The sequence below is a fragment of the Acinetobacter sp. SWBY1 genome (genome assembly GCF_002946595.1).
Taxonomy (GTDB): Bacteria; Pseudomonadota; Gammaproteobacteria; order Pseudomonadales; family Moraxellaceae; genus Acinetobacter; species Acinetobacter towneri.
In genome coordinates, this window is record NZ_CP026616.1 from 1,858,486 (window position 1) to 1,874,725 (window position 16,240).

The window sequence follows — 16,240 nt, forward strand, 5'->3', positions numbered from 1 at the left end:
TTGAATTATAACACAATTTAAAAAGTATTGCGTATAAGGTGTATTATGTTAATTTAGTTTTTCTAATTTAATCGATCTTTTGACCCATCTTTAATTCTTCAAGACCCGCCATACAACCAATATATGATTTTTGTTGATTTTCATAGAATTTATTAAAATCATCCAAACTAGAATCATCATCAAGATTGTTTTTTTTCACCCATTCTTTATAAGAAGAAAAATTCTGAATCACAAAATCTAATAAATTTATTCTAGTTTTGGTTAAGTCACACCACTTACTTTTAGATTCTATTTTTTCTGACAATGGAATTTTTTTATCATCATAATCCTTCGAATAGATCATATTATTAATTACGGCTTTATTGAGTTCACCATTTAAATTTTGATACTGTTTATCAAATTCTTCACTAGATAAAGCAAAACAACTACAACTAACGAATAACAGTATAAAGCTTAGTAATTTCATTATATTAAATGCCCTAAATTTTCATTTATTATAAAAGAAATTTCAACAAAGTCTTAGTCTATTTAACATAATGGTGGTTATACGCAGTCAAAAACTAAAAAGGTTGGCTGCTTATTTTTAAGTTTTGTTAAAATCTCTATCTCTGTTAGACGTTCATAGATCTTGATTAGATTACCATCAGGATTTTAATGCACAAGTCACATAAACACTCATCATACTAATGTCATCGAATAAGGTTAATAAACTAGCTCATGCCATCTACGCTCCTTTGCGCCTATTTGCGTAAATTAATAAATAGATTTCTATTGAGCTTTTTTTAATGTTTTTTAGTATCACCAACAATCTTGTCCATCAAGGCAAACAATAGGCCTGAAAGTACAAACGTCATATGAATAATCACTTTCCACATCAATCTATCAGCATCACCCTCGCTCATATCTTTGGGTATATCCATAAATGATTTAAGAAGATCGATAGCAGAAATGGCAACAATAGCACCAATGACTTTAAGTTTTAGGCCAGAGAAATTAGTTTTTCCCATCCATTCAGGACGATCCTCATGCCCCCCTGTATCAATTTTTGAGACAAAAATTTCGTAACCACTGAATATAATGATGAGTAACAAACTTGCGACCAATGCCATGTCGATAAGAGCTAACGCACCAACGATCACATCGGCTTCAGACGCACTGAGCACATGGGTGATCATATGCCACATTTCTTGGAAAAACTTGATAAATAATAAAATAATACCGAGCACTAATCCCAAATAAAATGGGGCTAGTAGCCAACGGCTATTAAATATGATTTTCTCTAATCTTTGCTCAGTTTTCTTTAGCATATGGATATCTTAAGGTTTTTGATGGTATTAATTATAAGGCTTAATATGATGAAAATCACATCATTGGTAATCGCAAATGCACTAATCATGCTTTCAAGACTGAATGAGACATTAAGGACTTCAAAGTATAAAAAACAATAATACCTTTCCTCATAATTGCGCTGGTTGCTTATGCTACTATAAAACTGAGCCTTCTATTGCTCAATTTTTTATGCCCATTTTTCTTAACGATTACTCTAATTTTTATAAGGAAACGCACTGATGTGGTTAGCAATGCTAGCAGTAGTAGTAGTAGGTCTAGCAATCTTGGTTTGGAGTGCTGATGTTTTTATTGATGGTGCCGTCGCTTTAGCTAATAAGCTGAATGTACCCAGCTTTTTGATTGGTGTCATCATTCTAGGTTTAGGCACTTCAGCACCAGAGATGATAGTGTCCATGTTAGCTGCTTTAGAAGGTAGCCCTGGGCTGGCATTGGGTAATGCTTATGGTTCTAACATTGTTAATATCGCCTTAGTATTAGGCGCAACGGTATTAATAAGTCCAATTATTATCCGAAAAAGTATTATCAATCGTGATATGCCTTTACTACTGTTGGTGACGGCAGTAGCTGCTTGGCAATTAAGCGATGGTGTCTTAGGTAATACCGACGGTATAGTATTGATAGTGCTTCTAGTCGTTGTCTTAGGCATACAAATCATCTTGAGCCTGCGTGAAGGCAACCACGAACATGAAGACGATACTGTAGAAGAAACTGCAAAGGCTGAACACAGTATGGCACAAGGTTTAGGTAGGTTATTTCTTGGTTTGTTCGTATTAATACTAAGCTCGCGCGCTATCGTTTGGGGCGCTACTGAACTTGCTACTTTATGGGGCTTGAGTGAGCTTATCATTGGTCTCACTATCGTCGCTATCGGTACGTCACTGCCTGAATTAGTTGCGAGCTTGTCGGCCGCACGTAAAGGTGAGCATGATATGGCTTTGGGTAATATTATAGGCTCTAACGTTTTTAATACTTTAGGAGTCGTAGGTATAGCAGCACTCATTGCGCCTATTACTCCGAGTAGCATTATTCTGTCGCGTGATATATTAGCGATGAGTCTCTTAACCTTACTACTGTTTGTGATGTGTCTATTTGCATTTAAAACCAAGCGTGTATTCGGTCGTACTTCTGGCACTACTTTAGTACTATTTTTCGTCGGCTATACTGTCTGGTTAATTCAGACGGTCAGTCTGTAGCAAGTTACTAATAATGGCACTGTTGCAAATAGAGATTTGAGTCGATGATGTTCCCTTTAAAAAGTACTTAGAGACCGAAAACCCTGTTGATTAGACACACTTCACCCTGAGGCTGACCATAATAAAATGACGATGCTTGTCCTTTACGTAGTGCACGCATGACTTCAATACCTTTAATTGTGGCATAAGCCGTCTTCATAGATTTGAATCCTAATGTGGCCCTGATGATCCGCTTTAGCTTGCCATGATCACATTCAATCACGTTATTTTTATACTTAATCTGCCTGTGCTCAAGGTCTGGTGGACATTTACCTTCCCGTTTTAACCGTGATAAAGCACGTCCATATGTGGGTGCTTTATCCGTGTTGATCACTTGTGGAATTTGCCACTTCTTCACATTATTTAAAATTTTTCCAAGAAAACAATATGCTGATTTGGTATTACGTCTAGAAGAAAGATAAAAATCAATGGTATCGCCACGTTGATCGACTGCACGATACAGATAAGACCATCGTCCATTCACTTTTACATAGGTTTCATCAATATGCCACGAGCTCAGATCTGTAGGATTACGCCAATACCAGCGTAAACGTTTTTCTATTTCAGGAGCATAACGTTGAACCCAACGGTAAATAGTCGTGTGATCAACATTCACACCCCGTTCGGCCAGCATTTCCTGCAGTTCACGATAGCTAATGCCATATTTACAATACCAGCGCACAGCCCAAAGAATGATTTCGCCCTGAAAATGCCGACCATGGAAAGGATTCATATGCTGCACCTTTAGCTAAAACAGTCTTCAGCTTACCATTCGTGGTTATTTGCAACAGTGCCCTTACTTCAAAGCCAAAATTTTTCGGGCACCATTAAGTACGAATAAAGAAACCAGTATGCCAATGATTAAGTCTGGATAAGCTGATCCCGTCCACGCCACGAGTACACCGGCAAATATAACGCCCATATTTACGACAACGTCATTCGCCGAGAAAATCCAACTGGCTTTCATATGTGCGCCATCTTCTCGATGACCAGAAATAAGATATAAGCATGTCACGTTAGCTATAAGTGCGAGCAGGCCAATAACAATCATGAGCGTTGATTCTGGCTCGCTTCCAAACATGAATCGTCTAATGACATCAATAATCACGATGACAGCAAGTAATAACTGAATCCAACCTGCGAAATGGGCTGCTTTCACTTGATATTTCGCAGCTTTTCCGACGGCATATAGCGCAATACCATAAACGGCTGCATCGGCAAACATATCTAGAGAATCAGCAATCAATCCTGTAGACGCAGCAATAATTCCGCTGATGAATTCTATAAAGAAAAGTAGAGCATTAATGCCTAATAACAGTTTAAGTACTTTAGCTTGTCTCACAGGATCAGGTTCATTAGGTATATCGCCTGAAGAAAGCTGTGTTTCATCAAGTTTCGCCCCAAAACCCAGTCCTTCAAGTTTGGCCGTAATTTGCTGACTCCCTTCATTATGGAAGACTTTCAGTTTTCGATTGGGAAGATCAAAAGTAAGACCTTTAACTGCTTCAATATCTGCAAGAGCCATACGGACCATTTGCTCTTCAGCAGAGCAATCCATTTTAGGAATGGTATAGGTACTTGTTTGCTTAGCCTGTTGATTGCTTATATAAGTTTCAGTCTTCACAAGCTTTGCACCAAAACCCAAAGCTTCAAGTTTGGTAGTTATATTTTCATCTTTTTGATTATGTAGAACCTTTAAAGACCGGTTAGGTAAATCAAAGATGAGTTTTTGAACACCATCAATTGAAGATAGCGCCATACGAACCATCTGTTCTTCCGCAGAACAATCCATTTTGGGAACTAAGTATTCACTCATGTAGTGCGAATTTTTTAAAACGTCTTCAGTGCTTAAATTTTCTTTGGGATCAGAACCACAACAGGATTGAGCGGTATCTTCACAACTGTTTGAAGTGTTACAGCAAGGAGATGAAGATTTTTCTTCTTCCTCTTCACCACAACAGCTAAGCGTATTATTACAATTCTTTGAATTGTTTGCTTCTGCAATTGATGGATGATTTTCTTGTTGAGATTTCTTATCTTTGCATGGTGTTTCTTTACTACATCCACAACCACTCATAATTATACCCATTAAAAAAATTTATAAACTTTGAATATTAGAATCCCTATAGTTACTATAGAGTCAAGATTTTTTGGAAATACCAACTCAATGCATTTAAAAATTGGTGAACTCTCTAAAAAAACCTCATGTTCAGTATTAACAATTAGGTTTTATGAAAAGGAAGGTTTAATTCCGGAACCCGAAAGAACGGAAGGAAATTACCGCCTTTACGATATAGGCTATGTTGAGCGAATTAAGTTTATTTTGAATTGCCGAACTTTAAATATGAGTTTGAATGAAATTCGTCAATTACTCACCTATAAAGATAATCCCAAGAAAAATTGTTCAGATGTGAATGAATTAATTGACTTACATGTCAGTGCTATCAGAGAAAATATAATCAAGCAACAAAAGATTATTGAACAATTATCTGATTTAAGAGGTACTTGTGATGGCTTATGTACAATTGACCAATGTGGAGTTCTAAAAAATCTAGCTTGATTATCTAGACGGCACTGTTGCAAATAACCACGACTGGTAAGCTGAAGACTGTTTTAGCTAAAGGTGCAGCATATGAATCCTTTCCATGGTCGGCATTTTCAGGGCGAAATCATTCTTTGGGCTGTGCGCTGGTATTGTAAATATGGCATTAGCTATCGTGAACTGCAGGAAATGCTGGCCGAACGGGGTGTGAATGTTGATCACACGACTATTTACCGTTGGGTTCAACGTTATACGAATCTAAAAATGGGAGCCTATAGCTCCCATTTTTATTGTTAAACGTTGAATCCTATATGTTTTCCTGTTGGAAGCTCTACATCAATACGGAGCTTCCCTCCCATTGCCTCAACATACTTTTTCAAGGTTGAAATCTTAAGATCATTGCCACGATTTTCTATTGCTGAAAGCGATGGCTGTTTTATTCCCAAAGTTTCAGCAAGCTCTTTTTGAGAAATTTCGAGTTCTTCACGAATAAGATGAAGCTGATTTTCTAGCAGTAATTCATCAGCCATTTTTTGAATACGGGCTTGGCTCTCTGGAGAGCGGCTAGCTAACAATTCTTGCAGAGTCTTAGCCATTAGATTTATCTCCTAGGGTAGTGAGATGAAGTTGGTATTGTTCATCTGCAATATCCAGCATGTCTTTATAAAAACGCTTTTTACCGCCTTTATCAGCAATACATAGAACAATAGCCTGTCGTAAGGGATCAAATGCGAAGAAAGCTCTTAAGGGTCTACCGCGATGTTGAACACGCAGTTCTTTCATATTGGTAAATTTAGACTCATACACAGTATCTACTAAAGGACGGCCTAAACTCGGTCCCTGCTGCTGTAGAACAACCAGGGCAGCTAGGACCTTCTCTTGTGTAGGTTCATCTTGCTGTTCAAGCCACTGATTAAATAGATCTGTCGTAATGACTGTCCACATACCACAACCAGAATATAGATTATAGTCTATATTTTAGGGGCATTATGTTTGTTTTGCAAATGAGAAAGGATAGGCAATAAAAAACCCCGGCATCCTGCCGGGGTTTTTCGTATTGGTTCGCTCGGTATAACTCCTGTCGTACCTTACAGTCCTTGTGCTTATCTATTGTTATTCTTGTATGGAACTTCCTGTTCCCGATGAGTTCATCATAGGAAAATTCACCTTTCCTGGACAGCCGTAAAGAACCGGAATTTACGTAAGCCCAGGCGTACAAAATAGCCTAAATTTTATCCACAAAAAATGTGGATAATTTTGGACATTGAGGCATTGATAAAATTTGAAAAACCTCAAAACTGACTATTTTTTAGTCAAATTTATTGGCAAGAAGTATCAAAACCGCTCATAAAAAAAGCCGACTTGTTTCAAAATCGGCTTTTTGGTCATTTTTGGATTTTTCTATTTTTATTAAGTGGTTGATATTTAGATTAATATACAAGTGTACTTCGCGTAACGCCCATTATGTTAAATAGAGGGAAAATCTATTTTTAAAGTGATAAAATTATTGCAGTTATTTTAAGAATAGCTGCTTTTGATACTTGATCATCTATCCTAATTAAAAACTGTTTTTTAATAATTTGGAATATAAATAAGATTTAGTTAAAATTAACATTATTCATATAAATTAACATTATGTATTACATTTACTAATAATTTAAAATAATTAGTAGAAAAAAATTATGTTTTAATTATTTCTTTGATTATATAAGTTGAGAGTAAAAAATGATTAATACGGAATTTTCAAAGTGTATTTCTGCATGTACAAACTGTTCACTTATTTGTACTGAATGTGCAACTTCTTGTTTAAAAGAAAAAGATTTAGAGATGATGCGTGAATGTATTCAACGTTGTCTAGAATGTGCAGATATTTGTCAGTTATGTGTGCGTATGCAACAACATAACTCACCTTTCCTCAAAGAGATTTGTGAGCTTTGTGCTAAGATCTGTGAATATTGTGCGGAAGAGTGTGAAAAACATTCACATGATTATTGTAAAAAATGTGCTGAGGCTTGCCGTCAGTGTGCAGAAGAATGTCGAAAAATTGCCATGTAAAATACTTCAATAATGTTAATTATATGGCTCTAGACTAACATAATCATTCTGCTAGTCTAGAGCCTTTCCTAAAATTAACATAATACACCTTATACGAAGGCAAAAATGGGAGCTATAAGCTCACTGCTGTCCCATAGTTTGCTTTAAATAAAAAAACCTGAGTCCTAACAGTTAAAATATGAGTGCAAACAAACACTTTAACGACCAGGATTCAGGTTTTGTCCCATCAGAATACCGTATTTCATGAGCTAATTAAACCTGTTGTGCGACAGGATTTTGAACAACTTGCTAAAGTACACCATGTTGGACAGAAATTTAGAGCGGCTTCCCGGTGGGATCAGTTTATTGCCATATTGATGTCTCAATTCTCTTGTAGGCAAAGTCTGAGAGATATTCAATCCAATTTGGAGTGCCAACAGGAAAAGCTAAGTCATCTCGGAGCAAAGTCTATTCCCCGAAGCACGCTGGCACGAATCAATGAGCAGCAGCCTGCTGCCTTGTATCAACAGCTATTTTACAAGTTGCTTAAATACTATGAACACTCAAAAGTAGCTCATAAATTTCGCTTTAAGAATCCCTTGTATTCCTTGGATGCCAGTCATATTGACCTGTCGCTTTCCTTATGTGAATGGGCCAAAGTTCACGACTCAAAAGCCAGCATGAAACTCAGTATAGGATTGAATCACAGCAATGATATTCCTGAGTTTGTTGCAGTTGAAAATGGCAAAGAAAATGACATGGTACAAGGCCGCAAATTCCAGTTTCCTGCTGGCAGCATTGTAGTTTTTGATAAAGGCTATGTCGATTACCAATGGTATGCAAATCTGACTGCTCAAAACATTGGATTTGTCACACGTTTTAGGCCTAAATCTGTGTATCAGGTGATCCAGCAACATCCAGTGCTTGAATCCAAAGGTATTCTAAAAGATGAAACCATTCAGCTGAATAGCGCACATGCCCTAAAAAGAAAAGCCCCAGTGTTAAGAAGAATTGAATATAGAGATCAGCAAAGTGGCAAGCACTTTAGCTTTCTCAGCAATAACTTTCATTTAGCCGCCTCCACCATTGCGGCGATTTATAAAGATCGTTGGAAAGTTGAGCTGTTCTTTAAGGCGATTAAGCAGAATCTCAAATTAAAAGCGTTTCTAGGCCGCAGCAGGAACGCAATTCAGACACAAATCTGGATTGCGATGATCGCCTATTTATTGGTGAGTTTCGCTCAACATTTAGGAAAAACAGGTTGGACAGTTCAACGTTTACTCAGAATAATTCAAGTGAACTTGTTTGAAAGAAGAACTTTAAAAGCTTTATTTTCACCCGATAAAATACCCATAAAACAAGAGGAAGCTCATTTGAGCTTCCTCTTGTGAAAAATTGTGGGACAGCAATGGCTATAAGCTCCCATTTTTAGTCTTTAATTCGCTTTTTCGCTTCGTCATAAACTATGCTATCAGCTCGTTTTCCGACGGTAATGAGCAGGATAACTACCTGATCATCTTTAACTTGATAGACAAGTCGGACACCAGCTTTTAATAATTTGATTTTATAGCAACCTGCAAGATCGCCTCTAAGCATATTCTTTGGAATATGTGGCTGCTCTATGACTTTGGCTAGTTTCTTTTTAAATTGATCTCGTATAGCAACAGGGAGTTTTTCCCATTCTGCTGTAAAGTCCTTGTGACGTAAAAGCTTATAAGTCATCTAATGTGACTTCCTCAAACATCTCTTTAGGATCATTAATGCGCTTACGGACAAGAGCTAATAATTCTTCATCTTCTTCCGAAAGCAAAGCTTTTTTGACAGGCAGTTTCCCAGTCGTAGCAACATACTCAAGAATACTAGTGAAGAAATCAGTAGGTGCAATACCTTGCTCTTTAAGGATTGAATAAGATTTTTCTTTAAGGGCTTCATCGATCCTGAAGTTAACAGTAGCCATCATATTTCCCAAGTATTTAATGTACTAGGAATATTGTAATGCAAATTGCATTACAAGTCGACTTCGCATAACAGCCATTATGTTAAATGGAAGGAAGCAAAATAAGTTAACATTTTGCTTCCGGCCACATTAAGCTAGAGTTTTATTTAAATAAAGCTATTTAGTAATCATTAAATTAATTAAAATCTAAATCTAACACCAGCTCCATATAACCAACCTTTCTCAGAGTTTGATTCTATTTGCCACGACGTTTCATCATTACCTTTTGAATACTCATAGGCAATGTCGATATACGGCATGATCTTTTTACTGATTTCATAGCGAGTTTCAAACCCTGCGGTTGCACTGCTTAAACCAGTTTTTTTCGCATATTTAGAGTCATCACTAAAGATAGCATCCAACTCTAAATAAGGTTGAATAATCAACTTTTGCGTAATCAGAAAATCACGTTCCGTTTCTAGGCTAAAGCCCGCATAATTGTCTTCTCCCGCATAGAGATAAGCATCAGTTTCAAAGAAATATGGCGCCATACCATGTAAGCCAATCACCGCATCAACATTTTCTTCGGTGTCTTTGCGATGATCATTGAGTTCAACTTTTTCACTACGATAACGTGCACCAATCTGTGCATCCCAAAAGTCTGAAATCATACGGCTATATAAAAGTTTGGCATCATAATGTGCATCATGCGATTCTTCTTTATCGGCATGAATTTTAATAAAAACCTTATTTTCATCTGTGCCAATACGGGTTTCAAACTCTGACTTTAAATCACCTGTGCCATCTTCATTGACAAGCCACTTATTGTCCACTGTCGTAATCGCATAAATTTGCGCACCGTGTTCTGAGCGATGATCATAATGCGAACTCTGCTGAGCATTCGCATCTGGTACATGATGTAAATGATTAACCGTAGATGTTGCCTGATGTTGTGCCTGATTCATTTGGCTATGGTTCATTTGAGAGCGATCCATTTGCATCGGCTGATTTTGACTAGAAGATGTAGCAACTGTCATTTTTTCAGGCGCACTATGATCTTCACCATTATGTGCCAAACCCACTGCACTGACCATCAACAAAGAGCTTGCTAAAACAGTTTTAGAAAAAAGATTAATGGTGCGCATGTTGATCTCCTTTCTGTACTTTTTGATCTTGCTGTTTCTCTGTTGATTTGTGATGCATTGGCTGATGACCTGCATGTTGATGGTTCATCGGTGCTGAATGTGCAGCATGATTCATTTTCCCCATCATCTGCATGTGTTGTGCATGCTCTTGTGGAGAATGCTGTGAATGATCCATCTCAGACATCGCTTGATGATTCATTGATGGTACATTTTTTCCATCAGTCTGAGCAGTTGAATGATGCCCTTCGTGCGCCAAACTTAAGCTTGTTAAACTCAATACCGCAACAGAAAAAAACGCTTTAAATACAAAATTAGTGATGTGCATGTCCAGCTCCTTTTTGCTCAGTTACTTGGTGAGTTTGAGTCGAATTTGTACCTTGAATTGGCGTTGTAGACACTTGTTCATCGCTAACATTTGCCACGATCAACTTGTTCATCATTCCTGCACTCATGTGATACAACAAATGACAATGGATTGCCCATTCGCCCAACTCATCCGCAGTTAATAAAGCAGTCACTGTTTTACCCGGTGGTACAATCAATGTGTGTTTATTCGGCATATCTACCGACTCTTGACCATTCTCCAACTGCATAAACATGCCATGTAAATGCATGGGGTGCGCCATCATACTGTCATTAATAAATTTGATACGGATACGCTCGCCATACTTCACTTTTAATGGCTCAGCATCGCTGAATTTTTTACCGTTAATCGTCCAAATATAACGCTCCATAGTACCGCCCAAACGCACTACTAATTCACTGCTAGCTTCACGAGTATCTTTTTGCGGTTCTAAAGATTTTAAATCACTATATTGCAAGGCTTTATTGCCCGCAGGTGTAGATGCATTTGCCCAACCATAAACCACTTGATCATTTTCTTGTGGTTTTGCTGTGCCATGCTGTGAATGATCCATTTTCGAGTGATCCATGCCTTGCATATCGCCATGGTTCATTTTTGAATGATCCATTTTCGAGTGATCCATGCCTTGCATATTGCCGTGGTTCATTTTCGAATGATCCATTCCTGCATGATCACCGCCACCATGTCCCATATCTTCCATGGTCAAAAGTGAGCGTGGACGTGGTGCAGGCATATGAATGCCATGTGTCATAGGATTTAATTCATTGTGCAGTGTACCAATCGCATAGCCTGCACGGTCAATTGACTCAGCTTCAATTTGATAATGTCCGCCTTTTGGCTCCACAATCACATCATAAGTTTCAGCTGTGCCAATACGAAACTCATCCACAGCAACAGGTTTTACAGGCTGACCATCAGCACTGACCACAGTCATTTTCAAGTTAGGAATACGGACATCGTAGAAAGACATCGCAGATGCATTCACAAAACGTAGGCGAATTTTTTCATTCGGTTTAAACATTCCTGTCCAATTTTGTTCAGGTGTTTTGCCATTAATGAGGAAGGTATAACCTGTAACATCCGACATGTCGGTTTTTAGCATACGCATCTGATTCCACATTTTGCGGTCAGACCATGTCGCTTTTATGCCATCACGTTTAACCTGCTTCCAAACATCACCCAAGGTTTCACGCTGATCTTGATAATATTCAGCTGAAATTTTAAGATCTTTCTGAATTTGATCACTGGTTTTTTCATGAAAATCTGACAACATCACCACATAGTCACGTTCAGCTTTTTCATGTGCTGCCAATGGTGTTTTACCTTTTGGATAAATCACAAAAGAACCATATAAGCCGTCCTGTTCCTGTCCTTTAGAATGAGCGTGATACCAATAAGTCCCGCTTTGGCGAATCTTGAATTTATAAACATACTCGCTTTGAGGCTTAATACCGTTAAAACCATTAAATCCCGGTACACCATCCATAATGCCCGGCAACAACAGTCCGTGCCAATGAATAGAAGAATCTTGGTTTTTTAAATTATTTTTCACGCGAATGATGGCTTCATCACCCTCTTCAAACTCAAGCAAAGGCGCAGGAAATTGACCATTTACGGTAATGCGCTTTACAGGCTTTCCAGTTGGGCTGACCACTGCTTCATCAATAACAAGCTGATATTCACGCACTTCGGCAAAAACCAAAGGCGACGATGCAAAACAAATACCTGCTAATAGGTACGAACTAATTTTATGAGACATAACTTAACCTTAATTTTTGAAAAATAAATAAATTTTAAAAAAATTGGTTAAGCTTTAGGGGGACGTAAAATTTCTTGCCAATACCCATTTAGATATTGGTTGGGGTAATAAAAATTAGGCTGATCTATAGAATAGAAGGTATCTAGGGGATCTAGCGAGCTTTGCAAAGAATGAAGACATGAGATCTGTGTCTGGCAGGATAAGCTAGAACATTCCTGACACTTTTTGTGATCTATATTCTGATTAAGAGCTAAATGATTATGGCAATCGGTATTCGTCTGTACTTCGTGATTAATACCATGTTGAGTGACTTGCTGTGCTTGATCTAAACAATGATCTTGGCTCATTTCAGTTTGCATATTGATATGCATTATCTTTACTGATGCAACAGACACACTACTCCATCCTATGGCAAAAACCATAAGAAAACAAAACCAAAGTTTTTTGGAGAGATGAGTCAACACGAATGCTATCTAGGAATAGAATTTAATCCAAAATATCTTAACGGAATTTCAAATATTTACAACTCAATATAATTTAGTAGTTTCTCTAAAATTAACATAATACACCTTATATGAAACACTTTATATTTATCATTAAATTTCAGTATATTAGATTAAGCCGCTCTAGGAAGTAAGGCACCAGAGCAGCTTTTTATTGATTATTCATGTTCCACGCTTAAAATTCGAACAGTGTTTCATGATTTTTATAAGTTAAACTAAATTTAGTTGCTAATCCCAATAGGCACTGTTGCAAATAGGCTGACATGATAAGCTAAATATCTTATTTATTTCGAGATACAGCAGATGAATCCCTTCCATGGTCGGCACTTTCAAGGTGAAATCATTCTTTGGGCTGTTCGTTGGTATTGTAAATATGGCATCAGCTATCGTGAACTTCAAGAAATGCTCGCTGAACGAGGTGTGAATGTTGACCACACCACAATTTATCGTTGGGTTCAGCGTTATGCTCCAGAAATGGAAAAACGCTTACGCAGGTATTGGCGTAATCCTACAGATTTACATTCATGGCATATGGATGAGACTTATATCAAAGTGAAGGGGCGATGGACTTACCTGTATCGTGCAGTTGATCAACGTGGTCATACGATTGACTTTTACCTTTCCGCTAGACGGAACAGTAAATCAGCCTATTGTTTTTTAGGAAAGATCTTCAATACGGTGAAAAAATGGCAAATTCCACGGGTCATCAATACAGATAAAGCAGCGACCTATGGCCATGCTTTATCACGGTTAAAGCGAGAAGGAAAATGTCCAGTAGATATTGAGCACAGGCAGATTAAGTATAAAAATAATGTCATTGAATGTGATCATGGTAAGTTAAAGCGGATCATCAGGGCCACATTAGGATTCAAATCTATGAAGACGGCTTATGCCACAATTAAAGGTATTGAAGTCATGCGTGCACTACGTAAAGGACAAGCATCGTCATTTTATTATGGTCAGCCTCAAGGTGAAGTGTGTCTAATCAACAGGGTTTTCGGTCTCTAAGCACTTTTAAAAAGGAACTTCATCGACTCAAATCTCTATTTGCAACAGTGCCCGGATAATTGGCGTAATTTCATAACGCCCTTCTTCACCACGCAGTCCCGTTAATACTTTTTTCTCAATAAATTTTTCTAATGCTGCATTTAGCTTTTTACGATCTTTGCTGTCATGATTCGTTAAAGGAATAAATGGAATTAAACTGCTCTGGATTCGCTCAACATCAATAATAATTTTTTGCTCACCCGCAGTTTCCCGCTCCTGATAATACTTCCGCAAAATAAGTAAAATTAAGGTGTCATATACAGTCAAAGTTCGTTTTCGTATCAGTACAGGAAAATCATCTAAAGGCTGGTTCTCATCTTCCTGTTCATCCTCAATACTTTCGAGATTGATGATATAAGCTACACCTTTCTTGGCATCCAAAACCAACTGGATATAAACCTCTGCCAAATGTCTACGAATTTCCGCTTCATATCGGCACAATAAATCAAAAAGTTTTAAGTTTTCTGCTGCAAGAATAACCCCTTGACGCATGAGATAGACCAATACGCGTCGGGCTGCATGTGGCATAAGCGCATCTGTATCACGATCCTGAGCATGCTCCATCTCTGTTTGATTATCTGCATGTTGTTCCTCTGCCCCAGTTGTAGGAAACGAATCTTCTACAGGCTGATTAGCTTGGATTTCTATATTTTTCTCTGAATTTGAAGATGGTCTGCGTACCATTTCAAAGAAGTTGTCATGTTGTTGTATCTTATTTTCTGATTGCATCTCGATCTCCTTAAAGTGCCAGCTCATCTATATTTTTGGGAAATAAATCTGCACTCAAGTAATACACTGGAATACTGGCCTGCAAATGCACACCTGAACGATCCTTAAGTTCAACTTGCTCGGTATGCTGCATTTGTGGTGCTTTAATGGCTTTTGCTATACGCAAATAAGCAACAAGTTCTTCAAGCCCCGCTTGTAAAGGATGTTCATGTGTTAAGTGGGCAATACTCATCACCCCTTTCTGTGCGAGCGTTTGATATACTTTTTCAGCAACAGCACGAACCCGTACATTGTCTAAGTACTTCAGCATCTGATCACTAGGTTCAGTCTTGTTTTGTTGCTCTTCGACCTCACGTGTATCCATATGTTCTGTGGGACTTTTTAAAGCAAGACTTTCAGGCGAATTCAGCTGGATGGAACCCACGGCTAAATCCACTTGTACTTCTGTTTTTAAATCACACTCCGATTCCAACAATGCCACTGCATTTTTTTCTAATTCCGACAACAACTGATCAATCAAACGGTTTTCCAATGCTGCACCACTTTCAATATAAGCTCTCAAACCTTCTTCTGTACGACGTCGGACTTGGAAAACTCGGCTACTTTCGCGTCCTAACTCACGCATTAACTGACCTAAATATTTACGTTGAGATTCGCTTAATTGTTGTGCAATAGGATGATTCAAAATACTGCGTAACTGCTCTCTAAACTCAGTAGAACGATCTTGATCCTGAAGTAATTGACAAAACCCATCAAAAGCACTGCCTGCATCACTTTGGGCAAGCAACTGCTCTTTTTCCATTAAGCTCAGCAATACTTCTCCACGTGAATAAGCACCACTAATCATATCTAGACGCAACTCTTTATCTCGTAGACGAATCTCATCTTCGACCCGTCTAAAATCGCCTGTAAGAATGGAAGCAAGTTGATAAATTTCTCGTATTCTTTCTTTTTGTTCTGATTCTTCTAATTGTGTAACAACACCCGCCAACAAAGCATCTATTTCATTTTGAATCACTAATTTTTTTTGTTCGAGCAACTCCACTCGTTCTTCAATATTTTCACTCAATGCGACCACAAAATCACGAACCGCATCCAGCACAATTCTTAAATGTGATGCTGTGGTATGGGTTGCTCGCTCATCCAAGCCCTGACAAAAACGTAATACGGTTTCGCTAATATCCGTTTTACTCAGCTTGCCATCTATTTCTCTGAGCCAGCCTGAATGAATCCAATGATTTAAATAATGCGCTGCATTATTTTCTGTCTGCCAAATACCCTGCTCACGACTAGATTTAATCAACTCATCCAAGACATTTCTTGCACGGCCATAAGGGACTTCATTTTGTTCTGCAAATAAGTCAACAATGAACGCTAAAATATGTGGTGCGTTATCTGCTCTTAATAATTTCCAAATTGAGTTTTCATGATATAAACGCCGATACTTGGCCTGTAACCCTAGAATATTCATGCCATTCCACATCATCTGTATGATGGTTATTTATTCTACAGTTATTTTTTAATCACCCAAGCAAATTACCAAGCAAGACGACACGAGTTGTCGCATAAAGTAAGATGATATAAACAATCACCTTACTT

Annotated in this window: 19 protein-coding genes and 1 pseudogene; 6 read left to right on the forward strand and 14 right to left on the reverse strand. The window is 37.9% G+C overall.

The genetic code is table 11. From position 1 onward, the window contains the following. Positions 1-67 precede the first annotated feature (67 nt). From C3Y93_RS09000 to C3Y93_RS14590, 3 genes are all read right to left on the reverse strand, one after another. On the reverse strand, positions 68-466 hold the full coding sequence (locus C3Y93_RS09000) for a hypothetical protein (protein WP_026438543.1): 399 nt from the start codon (positions 464-466) through the stop codon (positions 68-70). A gap of 316 nt (positions 467-782) precedes the next feature. Next, complete coding sequence (locus tag C3Y93_RS09005; RefSeq protein WP_104472915.1) at positions 783-1,307, reverse strand: TIGR00645 family protein; 525 nt, start codon at positions 1,305-1,307, stop codon at positions 783-785. Continuing rightward, a complete protein-coding gene (locus tag C3Y93_RS14590) occupies positions 1,301-1,396 on the reverse strand; it encodes a hypothetical protein (protein WP_394803983.1) in 96 nt (31 codons plus the stop codon). Before C3Y93_RS14590 ends, C3Y93_RS09005 begins: the two co-directional genes overlap by 7 nt. Positions 1,397-1,568: 172 nt before the next feature. Here C3Y93_RS14590 and C3Y93_RS09015 point away from each other — a divergent pair, with 172 nt between their 5' ends. Next, entirely contained in the window at positions 1,569-2,543 is a 975-nt protein-coding gene (locus tag C3Y93_RS09015; RefSeq protein WP_005103529.1) for a calcium/sodium antiporter, read from the forward strand. A gap of 67 nt (positions 2,544-2,610) precedes the next feature. Here the strand turns inward: C3Y93_RS09015 and C3Y93_RS09020 are convergent, their stop codons facing one another. Together C3Y93_RS09020 and C3Y93_RS09025 are read right to left on the reverse strand one after the other, a co-directional pair. Then, positions 2,611-3,315, reverse strand: coding sequence for an IS6-like element IS1006 family transposase (locus C3Y93_RS09020; RefSeq protein WP_001067784.1), 705 nt, complete (start codon positions 3,313-3,315; stop codon positions 2,611-2,613). 63 nt (positions 3,316-3,378) lie between these two features. After that, positions 3,379-4,659: a cation transporter gene (locus C3Y93_RS09025; protein ID WP_005105969.1), complete on the reverse strand. Its 1,281-nt coding sequence runs from the start codon at positions 4,657-4,659 to the stop codon at positions 3,379-3,381. 90 nt (positions 4,660-4,749) lie between these two features. Here C3Y93_RS09025 and cadR point away from each other — a divergent pair, with 90 nt between their 5' ends. Together cadR and C3Y93_RS09035 are read left to right on the forward strand one after the other, a co-directional pair. Beyond that, the gene (gene cadR / locus C3Y93_RS09030) at positions 4,750-5,142 is read left to right on the forward strand and encodes a Cd(II)/Pb(II)-responsive transcriptional regulator (RefSeq protein WP_104852708.1); all 393 of its coding nucleotides are present in this window, start codon (positions 4,750-4,752) and stop codon (positions 5,140-5,142) included. 72 nt (positions 5,143-5,214) lie between these two features. Beyond that, positions 5,215-5,376 (forward strand): annotated as a pseudogene (locus C3Y93_RS09035) (IS6 family transposase); the annotation flags it as partial. 41 nt (positions 5,377-5,417) lie between these two features. Here the strand turns inward: C3Y93_RS09035 and C3Y93_RS09040 are convergent. Continuing rightward, positions 5,418-5,720, reverse strand: a complete 303-nt coding sequence (locus C3Y93_RS09040) for a helix-turn-helix domain-containing protein (protein ID WP_005237493.1) — start codon at positions 5,718-5,720, stop codon at positions 5,418-5,420. Further along, the gene (locus tag C3Y93_RS09045; protein ID WP_004668307.1) at positions 5,713-6,069 is read right to left on the reverse strand and encodes a type II toxin-antitoxin system RelE/ParE family toxin; all 357 of its coding nucleotides are present in this window, start codon (positions 6,067-6,069) and stop codon (positions 5,713-5,715) included. Before C3Y93_RS09045 ends, C3Y93_RS09040 begins: the two co-directional genes overlap by 8 nt. Positions 6,070-6,849: 780 nt before the next feature. On the opposite strand from C3Y93_RS09045, the gene C3Y93_RS09050 reads away from it, so the two are divergent. Continuing rightward, positions 6,850-7,179 carry a four-helix bundle copper-binding protein gene (locus C3Y93_RS09050; protein WP_004827037.1) on the forward strand — a complete coding sequence of 110 codons (330 nt, stop codon included), beginning with the start codon at positions 6,850-6,852 and terminating at the stop codon, positions 7,177-7,179. Between the two features lie 218 nt (positions 7,180-7,397). Next, positions 7,398-8,549 (forward strand): IS4-like element ISAbe18 family transposase, encoded by a 1,152-nt coding sequence (locus tag C3Y93_RS09055; RefSeq protein WP_058951619.1) that lies wholly within the window; start codon positions 7,398-7,400, stop codon positions 8,547-8,549. A 37-nt stretch (positions 8,550-8,586) separates the two neighbouring features. On the opposite strand, the gene C3Y93_RS09060 is transcribed toward C3Y93_RS09055, so the two are convergent. From C3Y93_RS09060 to C3Y93_RS09080, 5 genes are all read right to left on the reverse strand, one after another. Beyond that, positions 8,587-8,880, reverse strand: a complete 294-nt coding sequence (locus C3Y93_RS09060) for a type II toxin-antitoxin system RelE family toxin (RefSeq protein ID WP_000221358.1) — start codon at positions 8,878-8,880, stop codon at positions 8,587-8,589. After that, positions 8,870-9,115: a type II toxin-antitoxin system RelB/DinJ family antitoxin gene (locus tag C3Y93_RS09065; RefSeq protein ID WP_000246755.1), complete on the reverse strand. Its 246-nt coding sequence runs from the start codon at positions 9,113-9,115 to the stop codon at positions 8,870-8,872. The genes C3Y93_RS09060 and C3Y93_RS09065 overlap by 11 nt, the downstream gene beginning before the upstream one ends. Before the next feature lie 179 nt (positions 9,116-9,294). After that, positions 9,295-10,239 carry a copper resistance protein B gene (locus tag C3Y93_RS09070; protein ID WP_104852709.1) on the reverse strand — a complete coding sequence of 315 codons (945 nt, stop codon included), beginning with the start codon at positions 10,237-10,239 and terminating at the stop codon, positions 9,295-9,297. Next, entirely contained in the window at positions 10,226-10,564 is a 339-nt protein-coding gene (locus C3Y93_RS09075) for a hypothetical protein (protein WP_004897649.1), read from the reverse strand. Before C3Y93_RS09075 ends, C3Y93_RS09070 begins: the two co-directional genes overlap by 14 nt. After that, the gene (locus C3Y93_RS09080) at positions 10,551-12,362 is read right to left on the reverse strand and encodes a copper resistance system multicopper oxidase (protein WP_034583971.1); all 1,812 of its coding nucleotides are present in this window, start codon (positions 12,360-12,362) and stop codon (positions 10,551-10,553) included. The genes C3Y93_RS09075 and C3Y93_RS09080 overlap by 14 nt, the downstream gene beginning before the upstream one ends. A gap of 806 nt (positions 12,363-13,168) precedes the next feature. Between C3Y93_RS09080 and C3Y93_RS09090 the strand changes: the two genes are divergently transcribed. Next, entirely contained in the window at positions 13,169-13,873 is a 705-nt protein-coding gene (locus C3Y93_RS09090) for an IS6-like element IS1008 family transposase (RefSeq protein ID WP_104852710.1), read from the forward strand. Positions 13,874-13,900: 27 nt separating this feature from the next. Here C3Y93_RS09090 and C3Y93_RS09100 read toward each other — a convergent pair whose 3' ends face one another. Next, a complete protein-coding gene (locus C3Y93_RS09100; RefSeq protein WP_104852711.1) occupies positions 13,901-14,641 on the reverse strand; it encodes a DUF4194 domain-containing protein in 741 nt (246 codons plus the stop codon). A gap of 10 nt (positions 14,642-14,651) precedes the next feature. Further along, positions 14,652-16,112: a DUF3375 domain-containing protein gene (locus C3Y93_RS09105; protein ID WP_104852712.1), complete on the reverse strand. Its 1,461-nt coding sequence runs from the start codon at positions 16,110-16,112 to the stop codon at positions 14,652-14,654. Positions 16,113-16,240 lie beyond the last annotated feature (128 nt).

Coding starts and splice junctions, on each gene's coding strand:
- C3Y93_RS09075 (WP_004897649.1), bottom strand. CDS start 10,564: ATGCACATCACTAATTTTGTATTTAAAGCGTTTTTTTCTGTTGCGGTA.
- C3Y93_RS14590 (WP_394803983.1), bottom strand. CDS start 1,396: ATGATTAGTGCATTTGCGATTACCAATGATGTGATTTTCATCATATTA.
- C3Y93_RS09070 (WP_104852709.1), bottom strand. CDS start 10,239: ATGCGCACCATTAATCTTTTTTCTAAAACTGTTTTAGCAAGCTCTTTG.
- C3Y93_RS09045 (WP_004668307.1), bottom strand. CDS start 6,069: ATGTGGACAGTCATTACGACAGATCTATTTAATCAGTGGCTTGAACAG.
- C3Y93_RS09000 (WP_026438543.1), bottom strand. CDS start 466: ATGAAATTACTAAGCTTTATACTGTTATTCGTTAGTTGTAGTTGTTTT.
- C3Y93_RS09040 (WP_005237493.1), bottom strand. CDS start 5,720: ATGGCTAAGACTCTGCAAGAATTGTTAGCTAGCCGCTCTCCAGAGAGC.
- C3Y93_RS09060 (WP_000221358.1), bottom strand. CDS start 8,880: ATGACTTATAAGCTTTTACGTCACAAGGACTTTACAGCAGAATGGGAA.
- C3Y93_RS09090 (WP_104852710.1), top strand. CDS start 13,169: ATGAATCCCTTCCATGGTCGGCACTTTCAAGGTGAAATCATTCTTTGG.
- C3Y93_RS09005 (WP_104472915.1), bottom strand. CDS start 1,307: ATGCTAAAGAAAACTGAGCAAAGATTAGAGAAAATCATATTTAATAGC.
- C3Y93_RS09065 (WP_000246755.1), bottom strand. CDS start 9,115: ATGGCTACTGTTAACTTCAGGATCGATGAAGCCCTTAAAGAAAAATCT.
- C3Y93_RS09015 (WP_005103529.1), top strand. CDS start 1,569: ATGTGGTTAGCAATGCTAGCAGTAGTAGTAGTAGGTCTAGCAATCTTG.
- C3Y93_RS09100 (WP_104852711.1), bottom strand. CDS start 14,641: ATGCAATCAGAAAATAAGATACAACAACATGACAACTTCTTTGAAATG.
- cadR (WP_104852708.1), top strand. CDS start 4,750: ATGCATTTAAAAATTGGTGAACTCTCTAAAAAAACCTCATGTTCAGTA.
- C3Y93_RS09020 (WP_001067784.1), bottom strand. CDS start 3,315: ATGAATCCTTTCCATGGTCGGCATTTTCAGGGCGAAATCATTCTTTGG.
- C3Y93_RS09105 (WP_104852712.1), bottom strand. CDS start 16,112: ATGAATATTCTAGGGTTACAGGCCAAGTATCGGCGTTTATATCATGAA.
- C3Y93_RS09050 (WP_004827037.1), top strand. CDS start 6,850: ATGATTAATACGGAATTTTCAAAGTGTATTTCTGCATGTACAAACTGT.
- C3Y93_RS09025 (WP_005105969.1), bottom strand. CDS start 4,659: ATGAGTGGTTGTGGATGTAGTAAAGAAACACCATGCAAAGATAAGAAA.
- C3Y93_RS09080 (WP_034583971.1), bottom strand. CDS start 12,362: ATGTCTCATAAAATTAGTTCGTACCTATTAGCAGGTATTTGTTTTGCA.